The organism is Mycolicibacter engbaekii, from assembly GCF_002101585.1.
In the GTDB taxonomy this organism is placed as follows: Bacteria; Actinomycetota; Actinomycetes; order Mycobacteriales; family Mycobacteriaceae; genus Mycobacterium; species Mycobacterium engbaekii.
On sequence record NZ_LQOT01000024.1, the window covers coordinates 68,713 to 85,171 of the forward strand.

Here is a 16,459-nt window from a genome sequence, read left to right on the forward strand (position 1 = left end):
GGCAACGGGTTTGCATCGTGGAGCCCGCGGGTAGCCGGGCGGTGACACAAGGGAGGCGACCTTATGCGGGCAGTCACATGGCAGGCCAAGCGCAAAGTCCAGGTCGACACCGTCCCGGACCCGAAGATCGAGCAGCCCACCGATGCTGTGATCGAGGTGACGACCACCAACATCTGCGGGTCTGATCTGCACCTCTACGAGGTGCTCGGTGCGTTCATGGACCCCGGCGACATCCTCGGGCACGAGCCGATCGGCATCGTGGTCGAGGTAGGCCGAGAGGTCAGCAACCTCAAGCCGGGAGACCGGGTGGTCATCCCGTTCCAGATCGCCTGCGGCAACTGCGGCATGTGCCGCCGCGGTCTGCCGACTCAATGCGACACCACCCGGGTGCGTGATCAGGACACCGGTGCGGCGCTGTTCGGGTATTCCAAGCTCTACGGCCAGGTCCCCGGCGCGCAGGCGCAGTACCTGCGGGTGCCGCAGGCTTCCTATACCCACATCAAAGTTCCTGAGGGTCCGCCGGATTCCCGGTTCGTCTACCTCTCGGATGTGTTGCCGACCGCGATGCAGGCCGTGGAGTACGCAGCCATCCCCGACGGCGGTTCGGTGACGGTGCTGGGACTGGGACCGATCGGTGACATGGCGGCCCGGATCGCCGCCCACCAGGGGGCCCGGGTGATCGGCGTGGACCGGGTGCCCGAGCGGCTGGGGCGGTTGGCCCGCCGCGGCATCGAGGTCATCGATATGCGCGAGGTGTCCGACCTCGCCGAGGTGATCCGCGACAGGACCGCGGGGCAGGGGACCGATGCGGTGATCGACGCCGTGGGCATGGAGGCGCACGGCTCCGGTGGCGCCAAGGCCGTGCAGCAGCTGAGCTCGCTTCTGCCGGATGCCGTCGCCGGGCCGTTGATCAGCAAGGCCGGTATCGACCGGCTCGCCGCGCTGCACTCGGCGATCGAGATCGTGCGTCGCGGCGGCACCATTTCGGTGGTCGGTGTCTACGGCGGCAAGCTCGACCCGCTACCGATGTTCACCCTGTTCGACAAGCAGATCACGCTGCGGATGGGGCAGGCCAACGTCAAGCCGCGGGTCGACACCCTGATGGGGTGGCTGACCGACGACGACCCCCTCGGCGTCGACACCTTCGCCACCCACGAACTGTCGCTCGAACAGGCCCCGCACGCGTACAAGATATTTCAGGAAAAGCGCGACGGCGCCGTGAAGATCACGCTCAAGCCGTAGGGCGCCGGGCGCTCGCCCCGCGAGTCAGCGCGCCCCGCGAGTCACAGCGGCTGCCCGGGCGGTGCTGCCGGCGGCAGGAGGCGGCCGACCGCGAAGTCCGCCGCTTGGGCTGTCATCCCGTTTGCCGCATAGGCCGCGTGCGCGCTGCCGTCGCCGCCCGGCGAACAGATCGGATCCCCGGGCGCACACAGGTCGATCGTCTTGCCTGCGTAGGCCGGCCCGACCGCCAGGGCCGGCGCCCCGAGTGAATTCAGAAACGCCGGTGACGGCTTGCCCAGTAGCGCGACGGCGGAGACGTGGCCTGCGGCGTCGGGCGGCAATCCCTCGCCAAGCCCCCCGGCTGCGGGTTCGGTCACATACCCGATCAGGGCCGCGCCGCGCGAATATCCGCCGAGCACGAGTTGCGTAGCCGGGCAGCCGGCCGTCATCTCCCGGATATGGCGGGAGGCGTCGGCGACACCGGCGGCCGACGGGCCGAACTCGGGCACCGCGGGGAAGTCGACCGGGTAGACGCCCACGGCTCGTCCCCAGGTGCGCCAGCGCAGGGCGTCGATGAACTGCTGGCCTATCCACCCGACTCCGGGCGGTTCTCCCGTACCGCGGGCGAAAACCACCTCGACGTCGGGACAATCCGCGGCATCCGCGGGGCCGGGGGAAGTCCAGCCCAGCACGGCTCCGCTCGCCAGACCCGCCACAGCGAGGACTCGAGTAATCACAGCACTGGGTCCGATACCCACTGCAACGGGCAGGCAAACCGGGGTTTAGCCCGGGCGAAAACGGCAAGCCTAGTTCGGTGCCGTCGTCGACGGAACACGAGTGGAAGGGGAAATTCCATGATCACAACGTCTTTGGCCAGGCTTGCCGCCACCGGTGGCATGGCGCTGGCGTTGGCGGCCGGCACCGGACTGGCGAACGCCGAGCCGATCCAGCCGGGCGTCCCAGGCGTGCCGGGCCCGGGCGTCCCCGCCCCGGGCGCCCCCGCTGCGGGCATTCCGGGCCAGCAGGGTATCCCCGGCCAGCCCGTTCCGCCGGGTCAGCAGGGCCTCCCGCCGGGTCAGCGGGATCTGCCGCCGGGTCAGCTGAACCCGTCCGGCCCGCCGGGAGGGCCCGGCCACTGGTCGCAGCACCCCGCGGTGAACACCACGTGCAACTACTCCCAGGTGGTCGCCGCGATGAACGCGCAGTCTCCGGAAGCGGCAGCACAATTCAACGCCACACCCCTGGCGCAGTCGTTCCTGCAGAACTTCCTCAACTCGCCGGCCCCGCAGCGTGAGGAGATGCTCGAGCAGGCGCAGGCGGTGCCCGAGGCGGCGCAGTACGTCAACCTTGTCGGTCCCATCGCCAAGACGTGTGACAAGTACTGAATGACGCCCTAGTCGACCGGGGCCGGCAGCACCATCGCGGACGGGCCAAACGGGGCACCGCCCCTTTGGCGGGGGGAGACGCGATGGTGCGGCCACGGACGGGTTGACCGTGGCGGCACCGTGGCCGCCGCGGTCGCCCGCAGCCGGTGGCACGGCCGGACAGATGCGGCCCATGAAGATCGGAGGGGACATGCCCAAGCAATCGACGGCCACAGCGTTGGCCCGGCGCCTGACCGAGGCCGTGGAGCGCGCAGGCGTTCTGGATACCCCGGCTGCGCTGGCCGGCGCCCGAGTGCGTCGGCTGATCGGGCGGGGCAGGCTCAAGGACCTCATCAGCGGAACCGGATTGGGGCATCCCGCCCATCCGCCGATGACCAGCCTGGTTATCGGCTCGTTTCTGTCTGCGCTGTTGCTGGACGTGCTGGCCCCGCGTTCCGGTTCGGCGGCGGCCAACCGGCTGACCGCAGTCGGGATCGTCGCGTTCGCGCCGACCGCCATCACCGGTATCAGCGACTGGGCCGACACCGAACTGTCCGATGAGGCGGTCCGGCGGGTGGGGCTGGCCCACGCCAGCGCCAATTCCGGCGCGCTGCTGCTCTATGTCGCGTCGCTGGTCAACCGGCTGCGGGGCAGGCGCTTGCGCGCTGCGTCGCTGGGCCTCGGTGGCGCCCTCACCCTGGGCCTGGGCGGCTATCTGGGCGGCCACCTGGCCTATGCCCGCGGCGTCGGCGTCAACCAGACGGTGTTCGATCCGGGCCCGGCCGGCTGGACACCGGTGCTCGACAGTGCCGAGCTGGTCGAGGATCGCCTGCTTGGCGCCCATGCCGACGGCACACCGGTGTTGCTGCTGCGCCACGGTGGCCGGGTGCTGGCCATCCACGACCGTTGCGGGCACCGTGGCTGCCTGCTGAGCAAGGGTGACCTGGACGGCACCGTGGTGACCTGTTCGTGCCACGGCTCACGCTTCGACATCAGCGACGGGACGCTGCTCAGCGGGCCGGCCACCGGTGATCAGCCGGCTCTGGAGTGCCGTGAGGTCGGTGGCCGGATCGAGGTGCGCGCAGCGCCCTGACTTTCGGCAAGCATCGCTATCGCCTATCGCCCGGGGCAACCCGTGGCGCTCTTTCTGACGCCGGGGATCCACGGGTACCGACACCCACGGGGCTGCGGACCGGGCCGGCCCGGACGGTAGGCCGGCCCGGCGGTCAATGCCCCGCAGCGCCGCGTTGGTTGTGTGCGGCTGTCGGGTGAACTCGCCCGCACTCGGCCCGTCCCTTCATGACTGGCGGGATACCCCCGCAATTGCACTGCTACACCACCCTTTCCGTTTCTGTTCCCGGCGACCCGGGTATGCGAGCCGGTACCGGGCAACCGCCGGGAGCAGGGGAAGGGGAGATCATGTCCAGACCACTGGAGGGCCGACGGATCGCATTTCTGGTGGCGCCGGAGGGTGCCGAACAGGTCGAGCTGACTGAGCCCTGGCGCGCGGTCACCGAGGCAGGTGGGCGGGCAGAGCTGGTGTCCACCGACGTCGGACCGGTTCAGGCGTTCAACCATCTGGACCGCGGAGACAAATTCACCGTGGACCGACAGGTCAACGACGTCTCGGCGGACGACTTCGACGCGCTCGTCCTGCCGGGTGGGGTGGCCAACCCCGACCAGTTGCGCATGCAGGATCGCGCGGTGGCGTTCATCCGGGAATTCTTCGACGCCGGCAAACCCGTTGCGGTCATCTGCCACGGTCCCTGGACGCTGGTGGAAGCCGGCGTCGTTCGCGGCAGGCAGCTCACGTCGTGGCCCAGTTTGCGCACCGACATCGTCAACGCGGGTGGCCAGTGGGTCGACCGGGAGGTGGTTCGCTGCGACGGCGGGCCGTCGGTCCTGGTGTCGAGCCGCAAACCCGACGACCTGCCCGCGTTCTGCAGCGCGCTGGTCGAGGAGTTCGCGGTACGTGGGGCGGGGTTGTAATGGCAGAGCCGATTGCTGCCGAGACGGACAATCGCCGAGCCCGGCTGTGGGTCAACTGGGTGGCTGCTCTGCTGACCGTCGCGGGTGCCGCTCTGGTCATGGTGTTCGCGACGGGAGCGGTGCTCAGCACGGCCGCCTGCAGCACCGGAACCTGTCCCGACCTCGGGCCGAGCGGCGCGGTCTTCGGCGTGCTCTATTACGGCGCTCCGGTGATCGCCGCACTGACCGTCCTGGTGTCGTTCTTCACGGCGGGCCGGCGCCGCGGATTCCTGGTCCCGGTTGCCGGTTGGGTGCTGCTGACCGCCGATCTTTTGGCGCTGCTCATCGCGTTCCGGCGCTGAACGGGCCCGCACCTGCCGGTTACCGGCCGCCTCACCTGGGTATGCGTCACCGCTATGGATCAGCGCCGGGCACCGGTACTGGAAGCGTTGGCCGACTACCAGCGCAAGGATCGGTACGGGTTCAGCCCACCTGGACATCGACGGGGCCGCGGGGCCGATGCGTCGGTGCTCGCCGCGCTGGGAAGTGACCTCTTCGCGGCCGACGTGCTCGCGCGCGGCGGTTTGGACGACTGGCCGGCGCGCGGCGACTTCCTCACCGACGCCGAGCAGCTCATGGCCGACGCGGTCGGCGCATCGGCGGCCTTCTTCTCCACCTGCGGCAGTTCGCTGTCGGTTCGGGCCGCGATGATGGCGGTGGCCGGCACCGACGGCGGACTGCTGCTGCCGCGCGACAGCCACAAAGCGGTGGTGGGCGGGCTGATCTTCTCCGGCATCGCACCGCGTTGGATCGCCCCGCGCTGGGATGCCGAGCGGCACCTGTGCCATCCGCCCTCGCCCGAACGGGTCGCCGACGCCTGGGAGCAGAACCCCGATGCCGCGGGAGCCCTGGTCGTCAGCCCCTCGCCGTACGGCACCTGCGCGGACCTGGCTGCCATCGCCGAGATCTGTCATCGCCGGGGCAAGCCGCTGATCGTCGACGAGGCATGGGGGGCGCACCTGCCCTTCCATGAGGACCTGCCGACCTGGGCGATGGACGCCGGCGCCGACATCTGCGTGGTCAGCGTGCACAAGATGGGGGCCGGTTTCGAACAGGGCTCGGTGTACCACGTCCAGGGTGATCTCATCGACCGGGATCGGCTCCGGGCGTGCGCCGACCTGTTGATGACCACCAGCCCCAGCGTGCCGATCTACGCGGCGCTCGACGGCTGGCGACGGCAGATGGTGCGACACGGGCATGACCTGTTGGACGCCGCATTGACCTTGGCGGCCGACGTGCGTGATCGCGTCGGCGAGATCCCCGACGTCGAGGTGCTCGACGATGCGCTGCTCGGCACAGAGGCCTCGCACGATCTGGACCGGTTGCAGGTGCTGATCGATGTGTCGGCTACCGGTACCTCGGGCTACCAGGCCCGGGACTGGTTACGCGAACACCGTTGCCTTGACGTCGGATTGGCCGATCATCGGCGGGTGCTGGCCACTCTGTCGTTCGCCGACGATTCCAGCACCGCTGACCGGCTGCTGGATGCGTTGCGCGGGTGGCGGAGCGCCGCGGCGTGTTTCGACCCGCCGGCTCCGATCTGCCTGCCCTCGCCGCGGGACCTGCAGCTCGATTCGGTGCAGCTGCCCCGAGACGCCTTTTTCGGCGCTACCGAAATGGTAGCCGCATCGCGGGCCGGCGGGCGCATCGCGGCAGAGCAGATCACGCCGTATCCGCCCGGAGTGCCGGCGGTGGTGCCCGGTGAGCGACTCACCCCCGCGGTCATCGATTATCTGCGCTCGGGGCTGTCAGCCGGAATGGTGCTGCCCGACGCCACCGATTCGACACTGGAGCACATCCGCGTGGTGGCCTAGGGTTTTGCCCCCAGCCGGTGGGGGTAGCCAGTGAACATGGCACACAAGACTTTGCACGGCCCCATTGATGTCGTTGACTTCCTCACCGAACAGCATCACCGGATCAAGGCCCTGTTCGACGAGACGCTGCGGGCTGCCGGCGGCGAGCGCGACGAGTCTTTCGTTCGGCTGCGCCGCCTGCTGGCCGTTCACGAGACGGCCGAAGAGGAGATCGTGCACCCGCGTGCCGCCCACGAACTCGAGGACGGCCGCAGCATGATCCAGGCGCGCCTGGCCGAGGAGAAGCAGGCCAAAACGAAGCTCAGTGAACTCGAGGGCGTCGACGTCGATTCGGAGTTCTTCACCGAGAAGCTCCGGGAACTGCGCGACGAGGTCGTCGACCACGCCGAGCACGAAGAGCGCGAGGAGTTCGCAGGACTGCGCAGCGAACTCAGCGACTCCGAACTCAAACTGCTGGAGCGTGCGGTCAAGCTCGCCGAGACCATCGCACCGACGCGACCGCACCCCGGGGTGGAGGGCGCACTGGCCAACGCCTTCGTCGGGCCGTTTGCCTCGATGATGGATCGGGCACGTGACGCGATCCTGGGGTACGACTGATGATCGGCCTCGGACTGCTGCTACTGATCCTGGGACTGGTGTTTCACGTCTACGTGCTCTGGGCGGTCGGGATCGTCCTCCTGGTCATCGGGGCCGTGTTCTGGCTGCTCGGTGCCGCGGGACGGCCGGTCGGCGGCCGACGGCACTGGTACTGAGCGCCCCCGTGTGGGGTGCGCGGCTAGCGCGGCGCCGCCGTCACACCCGCCCGCCGGCGCCCAGCGTGCTCTGCATGTCCGGCTTCATCGCCACCAGCTGCGCATTCCAGTAGCCCCAGCTGTGCACTCCGTTGCTGTCGATGTTGAACGTCGCGTTGTGGCCGCCCGCACCGGTGTAGGCGTCGCGGAAGGCGACGTTGCTCTGCATGACGATCTGTTCGATCACCTGGCCGGGAAGGCTTCCCTCGCCGATGATCTCCGACGGTGTGCCGTTGCCGCTGTAGATCCACAGCCGAGTGTTGTTGCCCGCCAGGCGCCCGGCCTGCACCGTCGGGTCGTTGCGTTGCCAGCCCGCACTGCCCGACGGCCCCCACATGTCCTGCGGGTTGAATCCGCCCTCATCGTTCATCGCCATGCCGATCAGCGTGGGACCGTTGCCGCTCGACGGTGTCAACAGTGCTGAAAGCGATGCGGCGTAGGCGAATTGCTGCGGATGGTAGGCGGCCAGCGTCAGCGCCGAAGACCCGGACATCGAAACCCCCACCACCGCGTTTCGGGTTGAACGCACGCCCTTGCCGGACAGGAAGTTGGGCAGCTCGCTGGTCAGGAACGTCTCCCATTTGTAGGTCTGCCCGTTGGCCGAGCCGTACCAGTCGGAGTAGAAGCTGGACCGCCCGCCGACCGGCGCCACCACCGACATTCCCGAACCGCTGTATTCGCTGAACGCCGGCGTTTCGATGTCCCAGCCGCTGCGATCGTCGCGGGCCCGCAGACCGTCGAGCAGGTAGACCGCCGGCGCACCGCCGCCCTGAAATTCCACAGTGATGTTGCGGCCCATGCTTGCCGAGGGAACCTGCAAGAACTCGGGACCGGCCGCGGCCGCGGGCCCAGAGGCCGCGCCGAAGCCGATCACGGCGGGCAGCAACGCAGCTGTGAGCGCGACCCCCCGACGCCGGCGGTGCATTGTGCTTTTCGACATATTTTCTCCCCTTTTTCACGCAGACCCGACGCCAAGGCCCGGCGGCCGGGTGTGCGAGAGGGGAGAAAGTCGACACAGGGCCTGTGAGGCTTTGGTTCCATCCGCTGGCATACCAGACACCGCGGATCGCTGCCCTTCAGTCTGAAGACAGAGACCTGACCTATTTGTCTTAACAAAGCAGGGGGCCGTTGTCCAGTGGTGCTTCGAATGCCTTCGAATGCCATGGCCGGCCAAAAAATTTTGGCTCGGTCGGTTTGAGTGGGTCCAGAGGTGGTTACCTCCATCGACATGTTCGCGCCTACCTGCCTCGGTTCCCTTGCCCCGCTGGCCATCGCGGTTTCCGCGGCCGGAGCGGCGGTGCTGCTCGGCCCCGGTGCTCCCGGGGCGGGCGCCGCTCCGTGCCCCGATACCGAGGTGGTCTTTGCCCGGGGGACCGGGGAACCGCCCGGCGTCGGCCCGACCGGACAGGAGTTCCTCAACGCGCTGAACGCACGCCTGGGAACCAGCCCCGCCGTCTACGCGGTCAATTACCCGGCCAATGACCACTGGGACACCGGTGTCGACGGTATTCGTGACGCGGGAGCCCACGTCGTCTCCCGAGCCACCAGCTGCCCCAGTACCAAGATGGTGCTGGGGGGTTACTCCCAGGGCGCCGCGGTGATGGGCTTCGTGACGTCGGCTCAAGTACCCGACGGCGTAGACCCCGCGACCGTGCCCAAGCCGCTGGATCCCGACATCGCCGAGCATGTGGCAGCGGTGGTGCTGTTCGCCATGCCCAACGAGCGGGCGATGAACTTCCTCAACGAGCCCGCGGTCGTGATCGGCCCCCTGTATCGGGCGAAGACGCTGCAGGTATGTGCGCCGGAGGACGCGGTGTGTTCCGACGGTATGAACTTTGCCGCACATGACAGTTATTCCGGGGCCGACGCCTCGATGGTTCAGCAGGGAGCGGACTTCGCCGCCCGCCAGCTGGCAGGCCGGGTCGGATAGTAACCCCGGGGAGACCCCTGCGGCTTATGGCCGTCGGCGAGGCGATGCTGGGCCGTAACGACATTCGCTCCGAGGCGGCGGCCGTCGACCGCCGACCTCGGAGCGAACTGCACTCAGGGCCGCGGGCCCAGGTTCTGCACGCCCGCCAAAGCCTCGGCCAGCGACGACGACGTCGGCAAGGCCTGCGTCGGGTCGCAGATGCGCAACAGGCGCGCGACCGCCGCGCCGGGCACCGTCGTGCAGTGGACGCTGGTCTTGGCGCATCGTTCGGCGATAGTCCGTAACGCCGAAAAGCCTGCGACACCAAAAAAATCCAGGTTGTCGAGGTCCAGAACCAACCATTCGCAGTAGCGCGCGCATTGCTGCACGTAGTCGGCCAGCTGGCCGGCGTTGGCGGCGTCGAGTTCGCCGCCCACGGTGACCACCGCACCGCAGCGTCCCCAGCGGGTGACGGAGCGCGCGGTGCGGCTTTCCCAGGTATCGGAAGGGGGAGGGGCGTGCGGCGGCGATGCCGAGCCGACGGTTTTCAAAGCGGGCATGGGGATTACTCCATCAGTGGAAACTCATACTGTGGATCGCGTCGATGCGAGTTACACCTCACGGATGAGAAGCAGGGAGGAAGCCTCCCTGGCTGGCGTGGATGACGCGTCTTTCCGGGTGGCTGTGAACTCAACCTGCTACTGAACCTACGCCGATATTCGCCGCTCTGCAACGATTCGGTAACGGCGGTTATGGCAGTGCGCCCCGATTCCGTTGCAGCAAACCGCTTCCCCGTGACGTTCGGTGTTTAACCGCCGCAGGTCGGGGTAAAAGCCGATAATGGCGTTTGCGCAGACCACCCCCCGTTGCATCCTGGTCTGGCATGTGCACGGCTCGTGGATGGATTCCTTTGTCGCCGGTCCGCACCGCTACCTCATTCCGGTCAACGCGCCCCGCGATCCCGACGGGCGGGGGTGCTGCGGCCGGGACTGGCGGCAGGCGCAGGAAGTCCCCATGGGTGCCCTGCGCGATCGGGAGATCGACCTAGTGGTGCTGCAGCGGCCGCACGAGGTGGAATTGGCCGCACGCCTGCTGGGCCGCCGGCCCGGAGTGGACGTCCCCGCGGTGTACGTCGAGCACAACACGCCCCGGCCATTTGTGGTGGAGAGCCGGCACCCGATCGCGGACCGCGACGACATCCCATTGATCCATGTCACCGCTTTCAACCAGCTCATGTGGGACAACGGCCGCGCGCCGACCATGGTCATCGATCACGGGATCGCCGACCCGGGCCATCTGTACACCGGCGACATTGCGGCCGCAGGTGTCCTGATCAACGAACCGCTGCGGCGGTGGCGCACGGTGGGCGCCGACCTGCTGGGCGTACTCGGGCAGTCCGCGCCGGTCGACGTGTGGGGCATCGGCACCGAAGCCCTCAACGAGCCGGCGCATCGGTGCGCCGGCGTGGTCGGCCGTGGCGACTTGCGGTCCGACCAGCTCATGAAGGAACTGGCGCACCGCCGGGTGTATCTGCATACCGCGCGCTGGACCTCCTTGGGCCTGTCGCTGCTGGAAGCCATGTTTCTGGGCATGCCGGTGGTGGCGGTGGCCGCGACCATGGCCCCGCTGGTGGTGCCGCCCGAGGCGGGTGTGGTCAGCGCCGACCTCGACACGTTGGGGGCCGCGCTCCGCGGCCTCATCGCCGACCGCTACCTGGCCGAGGTGGTCGGCAAGGCGGCCCGCAACTACGCCATGGAGCACTTCGGCCTCGATCGGTTCCTGCACCAATGGGACCAGGTCATCGAGGCGCAGTGCACGTCCGCGGGCGGCGGTACCGGGGGAGGGGTGCAGTGAAGGTCGCCATGGTGTCCGAACATGCCAGTCCGCTCGCGGAACTGGGCGGGGCCGATGCGGGCGGCCAGAACGTCCATGTCGCCGAGCTGTCGGCGGCGCTGGCCCGCCGCGGTCACGATGTCGAGGTCTACACCCGTCGCGACAACCCCGACCTGCCCGAACGCGTGCGCACCGACCGGGGATACACGGTGGTGCACGTGCCGGTGGGGCCGCCGCTGCCCATGCCCAAAGACGAACTGCTGCAGTACATGGTCGGCTTCGGTCGCTATCTGGACGCGCAGTGGGAGCGCGAGCGGCCGGACATCGCGCATGCGCACTTCTGGATGTCGGGGATCGCCGCCCAGCTGGCCGCCAAACGCCGCCGGGTCCCCACGGTCCAGACCTTTCACGCGTTGGGCGTGGTGAAGCGGCGCCACCAGGGCAATCGCGATACCAGCCCGGCCGAGCGGCTGCGGCTGGAGGCCCGCGTCGCCGAAGATGCGACCTGGGTGACGGCCGGCTGTACCGACGAGGTATTCGAGTTGAGGCGACTGGGCCGGGACCGACTGCGCATCTCGGTGGTGCCCTGCGGCGTCGACGTGGATCGGTTCACCCCCCGCGGCCCAGTCGCGGCCCGCTCGGCGCGGCGGCGCATCGTCGCGGTCGGACGGTTCGTGCCTCGCAAGGGATTCGACACGCTGATAGCGGCGTTGCCCCGCCTGCCCAGCGCTGAGCTGGTGATCGCGGGGGGGCCACAGCGGGCCGATCTCGACGCCGTCCCCGAGGTACGGCGGCTGTTGGAGATGGCCGCCGATCTCGGTGTTGCCGAACGGGTCTCGCTGTGCGGTTCGGTGGCCCGCAGCGATATGCCGGCGCTGTTGCGGTCCGCCGATGTCGTGGCATGCACACCGTGGTACGACCCCTTCGGCATCGTCCCGCTGGAAGCGATGGCCTGTGGGGTGCCGGTGGTGGCGTCGTCGGTGGGCGGCATGCTCGACACCGTCGTGCACGACAAGACCGGCCTACTGATACCGCCGAAGGATCCGGCGGCCTGCGCCAACGCGATCGGCGCCATCTTGGGGAATCCTCGTGCGGCGGAGGGCTTCGGGGCCGCCGGGCGCGAACGGGTCCGGTCGCGATACTCCTGGGATCGCATCGCCGGCGACACGGTGCGGGTCTACCAACGGCTCCTTCCTGCCGTGCCGTCGGCCCGCAGGGTGGCCCATGTCCCCGGGTCCAGGTGAGCGCCCACCTGTCGGTGCCAGAAGTGGTTGCCCCGTCAGCCCCAGCGTAGGAACATAGATAGATCTGACGGAGCTGGGCGGAGCGAAGGATGGCGGTGACGAGCCGCAACGACCTCATGCGCGAGGTGGCTGATCTGGTTCAGAACTTGAATCAGCGATCAGGCGTCGAGTCCGACAGCGCGCTCGATGAGTTGGTGGTGAACCTCTTGGCGCACATGCCCTGTGCCCAGCACGCCGGCGTCACGCTCACCACCTCGCGCGGCGAGGTCCAGACACCGTGGGCCACCGATCCCTACCCGGCGCTGTTGGACGATGTCCAGCGCCGTCTCGGCGACGGACCCTGTCTGACAGCGGCCTGGGAGCACCACCTGGTCCGGGTGGACGATATCGCGTGCGAGCAGCGCTGGCCGTCTTTCTGCCGGGAGGTGTTGGCCACCACGCCCATCCGGTCCATCTTGGCGTTCGAACTGTTCACCGGCGAGGACACCACCGGTGCGCTGAACTTCTACTCCGAGTCCGCCAACGCGTTCGACGACGACTCGGTGGAGCTGGGCTTGACTCTCGCCACCCACGCCGCGCTGGCCTGGCACATGGTTCGCCGTGACGAACAGTTCCGCAGTGCGTTGGCCTCTCGCGACGTGATCGGCCAGGCCAAGGGCATGCTCATGGAACGGTTCGGCATCGACGCCCTGCAAGCCTTCGAGTTGCTCAAGCGCCTGTCGCAGACGTCGAACACTCCGCTGGCCGGGGTGGCACAGCAAGTGGTGAACCACCGATGATGCCGGCGACGGTCAGATCCGGTTCTCCGGGCCGAGCACAGCCCACACCGTTTTGCCGTTCGGGGCGGGGTTGCTACCCCATGCGCGACACAGGGCGCCGACAACCGCCAGGCCGGAGGCCCGATCGACTCCTCCGGTGGCGGATTCGTGGCGGATCGCGGGGACGTCACTGGTGTCGTGAACCGCGATGGTGATCGTGGAGCTGGCGCTTTCGAGTGCTACCACCGCGGGGCTGTCGGTGTGCCGCAGCACGTTTTCCACCAGCACGTCGACGATCACCTGCGCTGCCGGTATCAGGTGTTCCTGCGACCAGTTGGTCAGCCATTCGCCGACGAAGTCGCGGGAACCGCGCAGGCTGCTCACGCGATGAGGCAACACGGTATGGGCGCGTCGGCGTGGAGGCGAATTTTCCGCCAGCGAGGCCACCGCGGATTCGACGTCGGCGTGCACCGGGAGGTAGCGCGTCACTCCGGCGTTCGAGATCGCAGCGGCCACGTCCGGTTGCGGACAGACCAGCAGGATCGGTATAGCGGGCCAGGTGCTGACATGCCATCGGGCACTCGTGAAAACCGACCACGCCGACGACGCCGGGACGTCAAGCCGACTGACGTCGATCACCACTGCGGGCGGCTCGGCGAGTGCCGCCCTAATCACACAGTCGCGCAATTCGAGGTAGGTACTGCTGTCCAAGGTGCCGGCTGCGGTCAGCAGACTGGCCTCGGCGCCGGTCGCCACCGTCACCGTCAGCTGACTTGACGCGCTAGTCAGGGTCGTCCCCCTGCGGGCAGACCATCTTGGCCCGCGACATCGTCTCAACCCCGCCGGCCGTTGCTCCCACGCCTGCGAGGTTGCGGGGGCGGCCTCGCCCTGCCATCACACTCTCCACCTGTGAGTGGCTACCCACTCCGGCCGCGCAGGCAACCTTCACCGTGCGGCGGCTCCAGCGCAGTCTTCGGGCCGGGTGTCAGGTCACGGTCAAAAGGGTGTGGTCAAGATCGGACAGGACATCACCCGGCAACTTGCCGGTGAACGCCGCCAGGAATCGGGTCGCCAGGTCGCGCACTTTGACGTTGGTTTCCTGCGAACGCCACACCAGAATGTCGAACGCCCGCTCGGCGGAGATGCCGTAGGCGACCATCAGCACACCCTTGGCCTGCTCGATCACCGCTCGTGACTGCGCAACCTCGGAGACCGCGGCGCTGACGTCGGCCTGCAGCACCTCGGTGACATCGACATAGAAGCCCGCCGTGCCGGTCACCACGCCGGCCTCGTCGAGCATGCGGTCACCGACCACGATCACCCAGTGCTCCTGGCCGCCGGTGTCGATGATCCGGTGCCGGCTGCTGAACGGCTCGCCCTGCAGGACCCGCTCCAACACCTCGGCGACCTGGGGCCGGTCCTCCGGATGCTTGTGCTGCAGCAGCAACTCCGTGTTCGGCACGATCGTGCCGGGCTCGTAGCCATGCATGCGCGCCACGGCATCCGACCATTCCCAGCGCTGCTCGCCCAGCCAGTACCGGAACCGGCCGACCCGCTGCGGCTCGCCATGGCCGACGATCAGGTCCAAGTCGCTGTGGACCTCGGAATCGTCGCCCCGGGGCGTCGCGAACGAAGCATCGATATCGCCGATCACCGCATACCCGCCTTCTCCTGCCTCAACGAGATGAGTTGATTTCCCCAGCGCCGGCGGGCAAGCCGCGGCCTGGAAAAGCAGGCGTGAACGCCCGGACAGTCCAGACCGGCGCTACTTACTGAACGCCCGAGCCCCGTAACTATCCATAAATTCCCCATGCCGTGCAACCACCTTATCCGTGTTTCCCCGCACGTCGTGCTGGGTAAGCGCTGTGACGAGGCGCGGAGCGGTTCCCGCGAAGGGAACCCGTCCGTTAAGTATCGACTCGATGGGAGGGGCCAGGTGAAGGTTTCCAAAACTGCGGTCAAGACGGCTGCCGGTGCGGCCGGAATCGCCGTGCTGGGCGTTTTCGCCGTTTCCACCGCGACGGCCGAACCGGCGATCCAACCGTTCGGGACACCCGAACAGCTCGACGACGGGGCGCTGGCGACGACGTACACGGTCAGCGGTCTGGGACCCGCCGACGTCGTGATCCCCGGCTACCAACCCCGCGGCAAGCTTTATCAAGCCGACGTGACCGCCCACGCCGACCGTGGAACGGTGACCCCGGTGGTGGCAGACTTCAGCGCCCGTGCCGGCGACAGCCAGGCCTACCGGGTTATCAACACCGTCCCCACACCGGGCGGTATCAGCCCCGGGCCCATCCCTGCGGGCAGCGCTGCGGACGGCAAGATCTACTTCGACGTCATCGGCCCGCCGCCGGACGAAGTGGTCTACAACGACGGCGTTCAGGATGTGTTGATCTGGACGAGCCAGACCCGACACTGAGCGGCAATGGGCCCGACCGGCGGATCGGGCCCACACGGACGTGGTCGCGGTGCACGCGCTCGACCGGGTTCTGATCACCGGTGGCGCCGGATTCCTCGGGAGTCGGTTGTGCGCCGCACTGATCGCCCGGGGCGCGCAGCGAGTGTGGTGTGTCGATGACCTGTCCACCAGTTCGGCGGCCAGTTTCGCCGCCGTGCGCCGGCTTGCCGGACTGGAGTTCCTCGAGCACGATGTCGCCCTGGGCTTTGAGGATCCCACCCGGTTCGGGCCGCTTGACGCGGTGTTCCATCTGGCCTCGCCGGCCTCGCCGGTGGACTATCTGCGGCTGCCGATTGCCACCCTGCGGGCCGGCGCTGCGGGGACCCTGGCCGCGCTGCGTCTCGCCGAGGCGTGCCGAGCGCGGTTCGTGCTGGCGTCCACCAGTGAGGTCTACGGTGATCCGCTCGTGCACCCTCAGCCCGAAAGTTATTGGGGCAACGTCAATCCGATCGGACCACGCAGCGTCTACGACGAGGCTAAGCGGTATGCCGAGGCGCTGTCGTTCGCCTATCGCCGAACCCGCGAGGCGGACATCGGGGTGGCCCGAATCTTCAACAGTTACGGGCCCGGAATGCGGCCGGACGACGGCCGGATGGTGCCGACATTTTGTAGACAGGCCCTGCGTGGCGAACCGATCACGGTCGCCGGCACCGGTCTGCAGACCCGCTCACTGTGCTTCGTCGACGACACCATCGCCGGGTTGATCGCCCTGGCGGAGCGCGACGTCACCGGCCCGGTCAACATCGGCAGCCCGGACGAGCTCACGGTGCTGCACGTCGCCGAGCTGATCCGCGAGGTGTCGGCAAGCCCTTCGCAGATCCGCCATGTGCCCGCCGCACCGGATGACCCGCGCCGGCGCTGTCCCGATATCCGCCTGGCCCGCGAAGCTCTGCAATGGCATCCTGCCGTTCCAGCCGCCCAGGGTCTCGAGCGGACCGTCTCCTGGTGCCGAAGCCAGATCGGTTTCACCGCAAGGCTTTAGAGAACCGCTTCACCAGCCGTTTAGCAGCGCTTCTGGTGGGTAGTCCCCCTGGGG

At 68.4% G+C, this 16,459-nt stretch carries 18 protein-coding genes and 1 pseudogene; 14 read left to right on the forward strand and 5 right to left on the reverse strand.

The window, feature by feature from the left end; genetic code table 11:
* Window positions 1-63 precede the first annotated feature (63 nt).
* The gene (locus AWC02_RS06435; protein ID WP_085127948.1) at window positions 64-1,242 is read left to right on the forward strand and encodes an alcohol dehydrogenase catalytic domain-containing protein; all 1,179 of its coding nucleotides are present in this window, start codon (window positions 64-66) and stop codon (window positions 1,240-1,242) included.
* A gap of 41 nt (window positions 1,243-1,283) precedes the next feature.
* On the opposite strand, the gene AWC02_RS06440 is transcribed toward AWC02_RS06435, so the two are convergent.
* Window positions 1,284-1,937 carry a cutinase family protein gene (locus AWC02_RS06440; protein WP_336385670.1) on the reverse strand — a complete coding sequence of 218 codons (654 nt, stop codon included), beginning with the start codon at window positions 1,935-1,937 and terminating at the stop codon, window positions 1,284-1,286.
* A gap of 438 nt (window positions 1,938-2,375) precedes the next feature.
* On the opposite strand from AWC02_RS06440, the pseudogene AWC02_RS22975 reads away from it, so the two are divergent.
* The 7 genes and pseudogenes from AWC02_RS22975 to AWC02_RS21860 all read left to right on the forward strand — a co-directional run.
* A pseudogene (locus tag AWC02_RS22975) lies at window positions 2,376-2,606 on the forward strand (hemophore-related protein); the annotation flags it as partial.
* 190 nt (window positions 2,607-2,796) lie between these two features.
* Window positions 2,797-3,678, forward strand: a complete 882-nt coding sequence (locus tag AWC02_RS06450; RefSeq protein WP_165757856.1) for a Rieske (2Fe-2S) protein — start codon at window positions 2,797-2,799, stop codon at window positions 3,676-3,678.
* 326 nt (window positions 3,679-4,004) lie between these two features.
* The gene (locus AWC02_RS06455) at window positions 4,005-4,574 is read left to right on the forward strand and encodes a type 1 glutamine amidotransferase domain-containing protein (RefSeq protein ID WP_085127951.1); all 570 of its coding nucleotides are present in this window, start codon (window positions 4,005-4,007) and stop codon (window positions 4,572-4,574) included.
* Window positions 4,574-4,915, forward strand: a complete 342-nt coding sequence (locus tag AWC02_RS06460) for a hypothetical protein (protein ID WP_085127952.1) — start codon at window positions 4,574-4,576, stop codon at window positions 4,913-4,915. The genes AWC02_RS06455 and AWC02_RS06460 overlap by 1 nt, the downstream gene beginning before the upstream one ends.
* 54 nt (window positions 4,916-4,969) lie before the next feature.
* Window positions 4,970-6,427 carry an aminotransferase class I/II-fold pyridoxal phosphate-dependent enzyme gene (locus tag AWC02_RS06465; RefSeq protein WP_085127953.1) on the forward strand — a complete coding sequence of 486 codons (1,458 nt, stop codon included), beginning with the start codon at window positions 4,970-4,972 and terminating at the stop codon, window positions 6,425-6,427.
* A gap of 36 nt (window positions 6,428-6,463) precedes the next feature.
* Window positions 6,464-7,024 carry a hemerythrin domain-containing protein gene (locus AWC02_RS06470; protein ID WP_085128080.1) on the forward strand — a complete coding sequence of 187 codons (561 nt, stop codon included), beginning with the start codon at window positions 6,464-6,466 and terminating at the stop codon, window positions 7,022-7,024.
* Window positions 7,024-7,179 (forward strand): DUF6131 family protein, encoded by a 156-nt coding sequence (locus AWC02_RS21860; protein ID WP_165757857.1) that lies wholly within the window; start codon window positions 7,024-7,026, stop codon window positions 7,177-7,179. The genes AWC02_RS06470 and AWC02_RS21860 overlap by 1 nt, the downstream gene beginning before the upstream one ends.
* A 40-nt stretch (window positions 7,180-7,219) precedes the next feature.
* Here the strand turns inward: AWC02_RS21860 and AWC02_RS06475 are convergent, their stop codons facing one another.
* Window positions 7,220-8,158, reverse strand: coding sequence for an esterase family protein (locus AWC02_RS06475; protein ID WP_085127954.1), 939 nt, complete (start codon window positions 8,156-8,158; stop codon window positions 7,220-7,222).
* Between the two features lie 288 nt (window positions 8,159-8,446).
* On the opposite strand from AWC02_RS06475, the gene AWC02_RS06480 reads away from it, so the two are divergent.
* The gene (locus AWC02_RS06480) at window positions 8,447-9,148 is read left to right on the forward strand and encodes a cutinase family protein (RefSeq protein ID WP_085127955.1); all 702 of its coding nucleotides are present in this window, start codon (window positions 8,447-8,449) and stop codon (window positions 9,146-9,148) included.
* Window positions 9,149-9,261: 113 nt separating this feature from the next.
* On the opposite strand, the gene AWC02_RS06485 is transcribed toward AWC02_RS06480, so the two are convergent.
* Window positions 9,262-9,687 (reverse strand): STAS domain-containing protein, encoded by a 426-nt coding sequence (locus AWC02_RS06485; RefSeq protein WP_085127956.1) that lies wholly within the window; start codon window positions 9,685-9,687, stop codon window positions 9,262-9,264.
* A 280-nt stretch (window positions 9,688-9,967) separates the two neighbouring features.
* Between AWC02_RS06485 and AWC02_RS06490 the strand changes: the two genes are divergently transcribed.
* The 3 genes from AWC02_RS06490 to AWC02_RS06500 all read left to right on the forward strand — a co-directional run bounded on the left by AWC02_RS06490 (window position 9,968) and on the right by AWC02_RS06500 (window position 12,983).
* Window positions 9,968-10,981: a glycosyltransferase gene (locus tag AWC02_RS06490; RefSeq protein ID WP_085127957.1), complete on the forward strand. Its 1,014-nt coding sequence runs from the start codon at window positions 9,968-9,970 to the stop codon at window positions 10,979-10,981.
* Window positions 10,978-12,204 (forward strand): glycosyltransferase, encoded by a 1,227-nt coding sequence (locus AWC02_RS06495; protein ID WP_085127958.1) that lies wholly within the window; start codon window positions 10,978-10,980, stop codon window positions 12,202-12,204. The genes AWC02_RS06490 and AWC02_RS06495 overlap by 4 nt, the downstream gene beginning before the upstream one ends.
* An 89-nt stretch (window positions 12,205-12,293) precedes the next feature.
* The gene (locus AWC02_RS06500) at window positions 12,294-12,983 is read left to right on the forward strand and encodes a GAF and ANTAR domain-containing protein (RefSeq protein WP_085127959.1); all 690 of its coding nucleotides are present in this window, start codon (window positions 12,294-12,296) and stop codon (window positions 12,981-12,983) included.
* A gap of 12 nt (window positions 12,984-12,995) precedes the next feature.
* Here the strand turns inward: AWC02_RS06500 and AWC02_RS06505 are convergent, their stop codons facing one another.
* Together AWC02_RS06505 and AWC02_RS06510 are read right to left on the reverse strand one after the other, a co-directional pair.
* A complete protein-coding gene (locus AWC02_RS06505) occupies window positions 12,996-13,724 on the reverse strand; it encodes an STAS domain-containing protein (protein WP_085127960.1) in 729 nt (242 codons plus the stop codon).
* Between the two features lie 223 nt (window positions 13,725-13,947).
* Complete coding sequence (locus tag AWC02_RS06510; protein WP_085127961.1) at window positions 13,948-14,616, reverse strand: PAS and ANTAR domain-containing protein; 669 nt, start codon at window positions 14,614-14,616, stop codon at window positions 13,948-13,950.
* Between the two features lie 282 nt (window positions 14,617-14,898).
* On the opposite strand from AWC02_RS06510, the gene AWC02_RS06515 reads away from it, so the two are divergent.
* Both AWC02_RS06515 and AWC02_RS06520 read left to right on the forward strand, forming a co-directional pair.
* The gene (locus AWC02_RS06515) at window positions 14,899-15,384 is read left to right on the forward strand and encodes an MPT63 family protein (RefSeq protein WP_085127962.1); all 486 of its coding nucleotides are present in this window, start codon (window positions 14,899-14,901) and stop codon (window positions 15,382-15,384) included.
* Between the two features lie 49 nt (window positions 15,385-15,433).
* A complete protein-coding gene (locus AWC02_RS06520) occupies window positions 15,434-16,405 on the forward strand; it encodes an NAD-dependent epimerase/dehydratase family protein (protein WP_085128081.1) in 972 nt (323 codons plus the stop codon).
* The last annotated feature ends 54 nt before the right edge of the window (window positions 16,406-16,459 follow it).

Bases quoted from the DNA above. Each gene is read 5' to 3' on its own strand.
- AWC02_RS06435 (WP_085127948.1), top strand. From the start codon at position 64: ATGCGGGCAGTCACATGGCAGGCCAAGCGCAAAGTCCAGGTCGACACC.
- AWC02_RS06450 (WP_165757856.1), top strand. From the start codon at position 2,797: ATGCCCAAGCAATCGACGGCCACAGCGTTGGCCCGGCGCCTGACCGAG.
- AWC02_RS06455 (WP_085127951.1), top strand. From the start codon at position 4,005: ATGTCCAGACCACTGGAGGGCCGACGGATCGCATTTCTGGTGGCGCCG.
- AWC02_RS06460 (WP_085127952.1), top strand. From the start codon at position 4,574: ATGGCAGAGCCGATTGCTGCCGAGACGGACAATCGCCGAGCCCGGCTG.
- AWC02_RS06465 (WP_085127953.1), top strand. From the start codon at position 4,970: ATGGATCAGCGCCGGGCACCGGTACTGGAAGCGTTGGCCGACTACCAG.
- AWC02_RS06470 (WP_085128080.1), top strand. From the start codon at position 6,464: ATGGCACACAAGACTTTGCACGGCCCCATTGATGTCGTTGACTTCCTC.
- AWC02_RS21860 (WP_165757857.1), top strand. From the start codon at position 7,024: ATGATCGGCCTCGGACTGCTGCTACTGATCCTGGGACTGGTGTTTCAC.
- AWC02_RS06475 (WP_085127954.1), bottom strand. From the start codon at position 8,158: ATGTCGAAAAGCACAATGCACCGCCGGCGTCGGGGGGTCGCGCTCACA.
- AWC02_RS06480 (WP_085127955.1), top strand. From the start codon at position 8,447: ATGTTCGCGCCTACCTGCCTCGGTTCCCTTGCCCCGCTGGCCATCGCG.
- AWC02_RS06485 (WP_085127956.1), bottom strand. From the start codon at position 9,687: ATGCCCGCTTTGAAAACCGTCGGCTCGGCATCGCCGCCGCACGCCCCT.
- AWC02_RS06490 (WP_085127957.1), top strand. From the start codon at position 9,968: ATGGCGTTTGCGCAGACCACCCCCCGTTGCATCCTGGTCTGGCATGTG.
- AWC02_RS06500 (WP_085127959.1), top strand. From the start codon at position 12,294: ATGGCGGTGACGAGCCGCAACGACCTCATGCGCGAGGTGGCTGATCTG.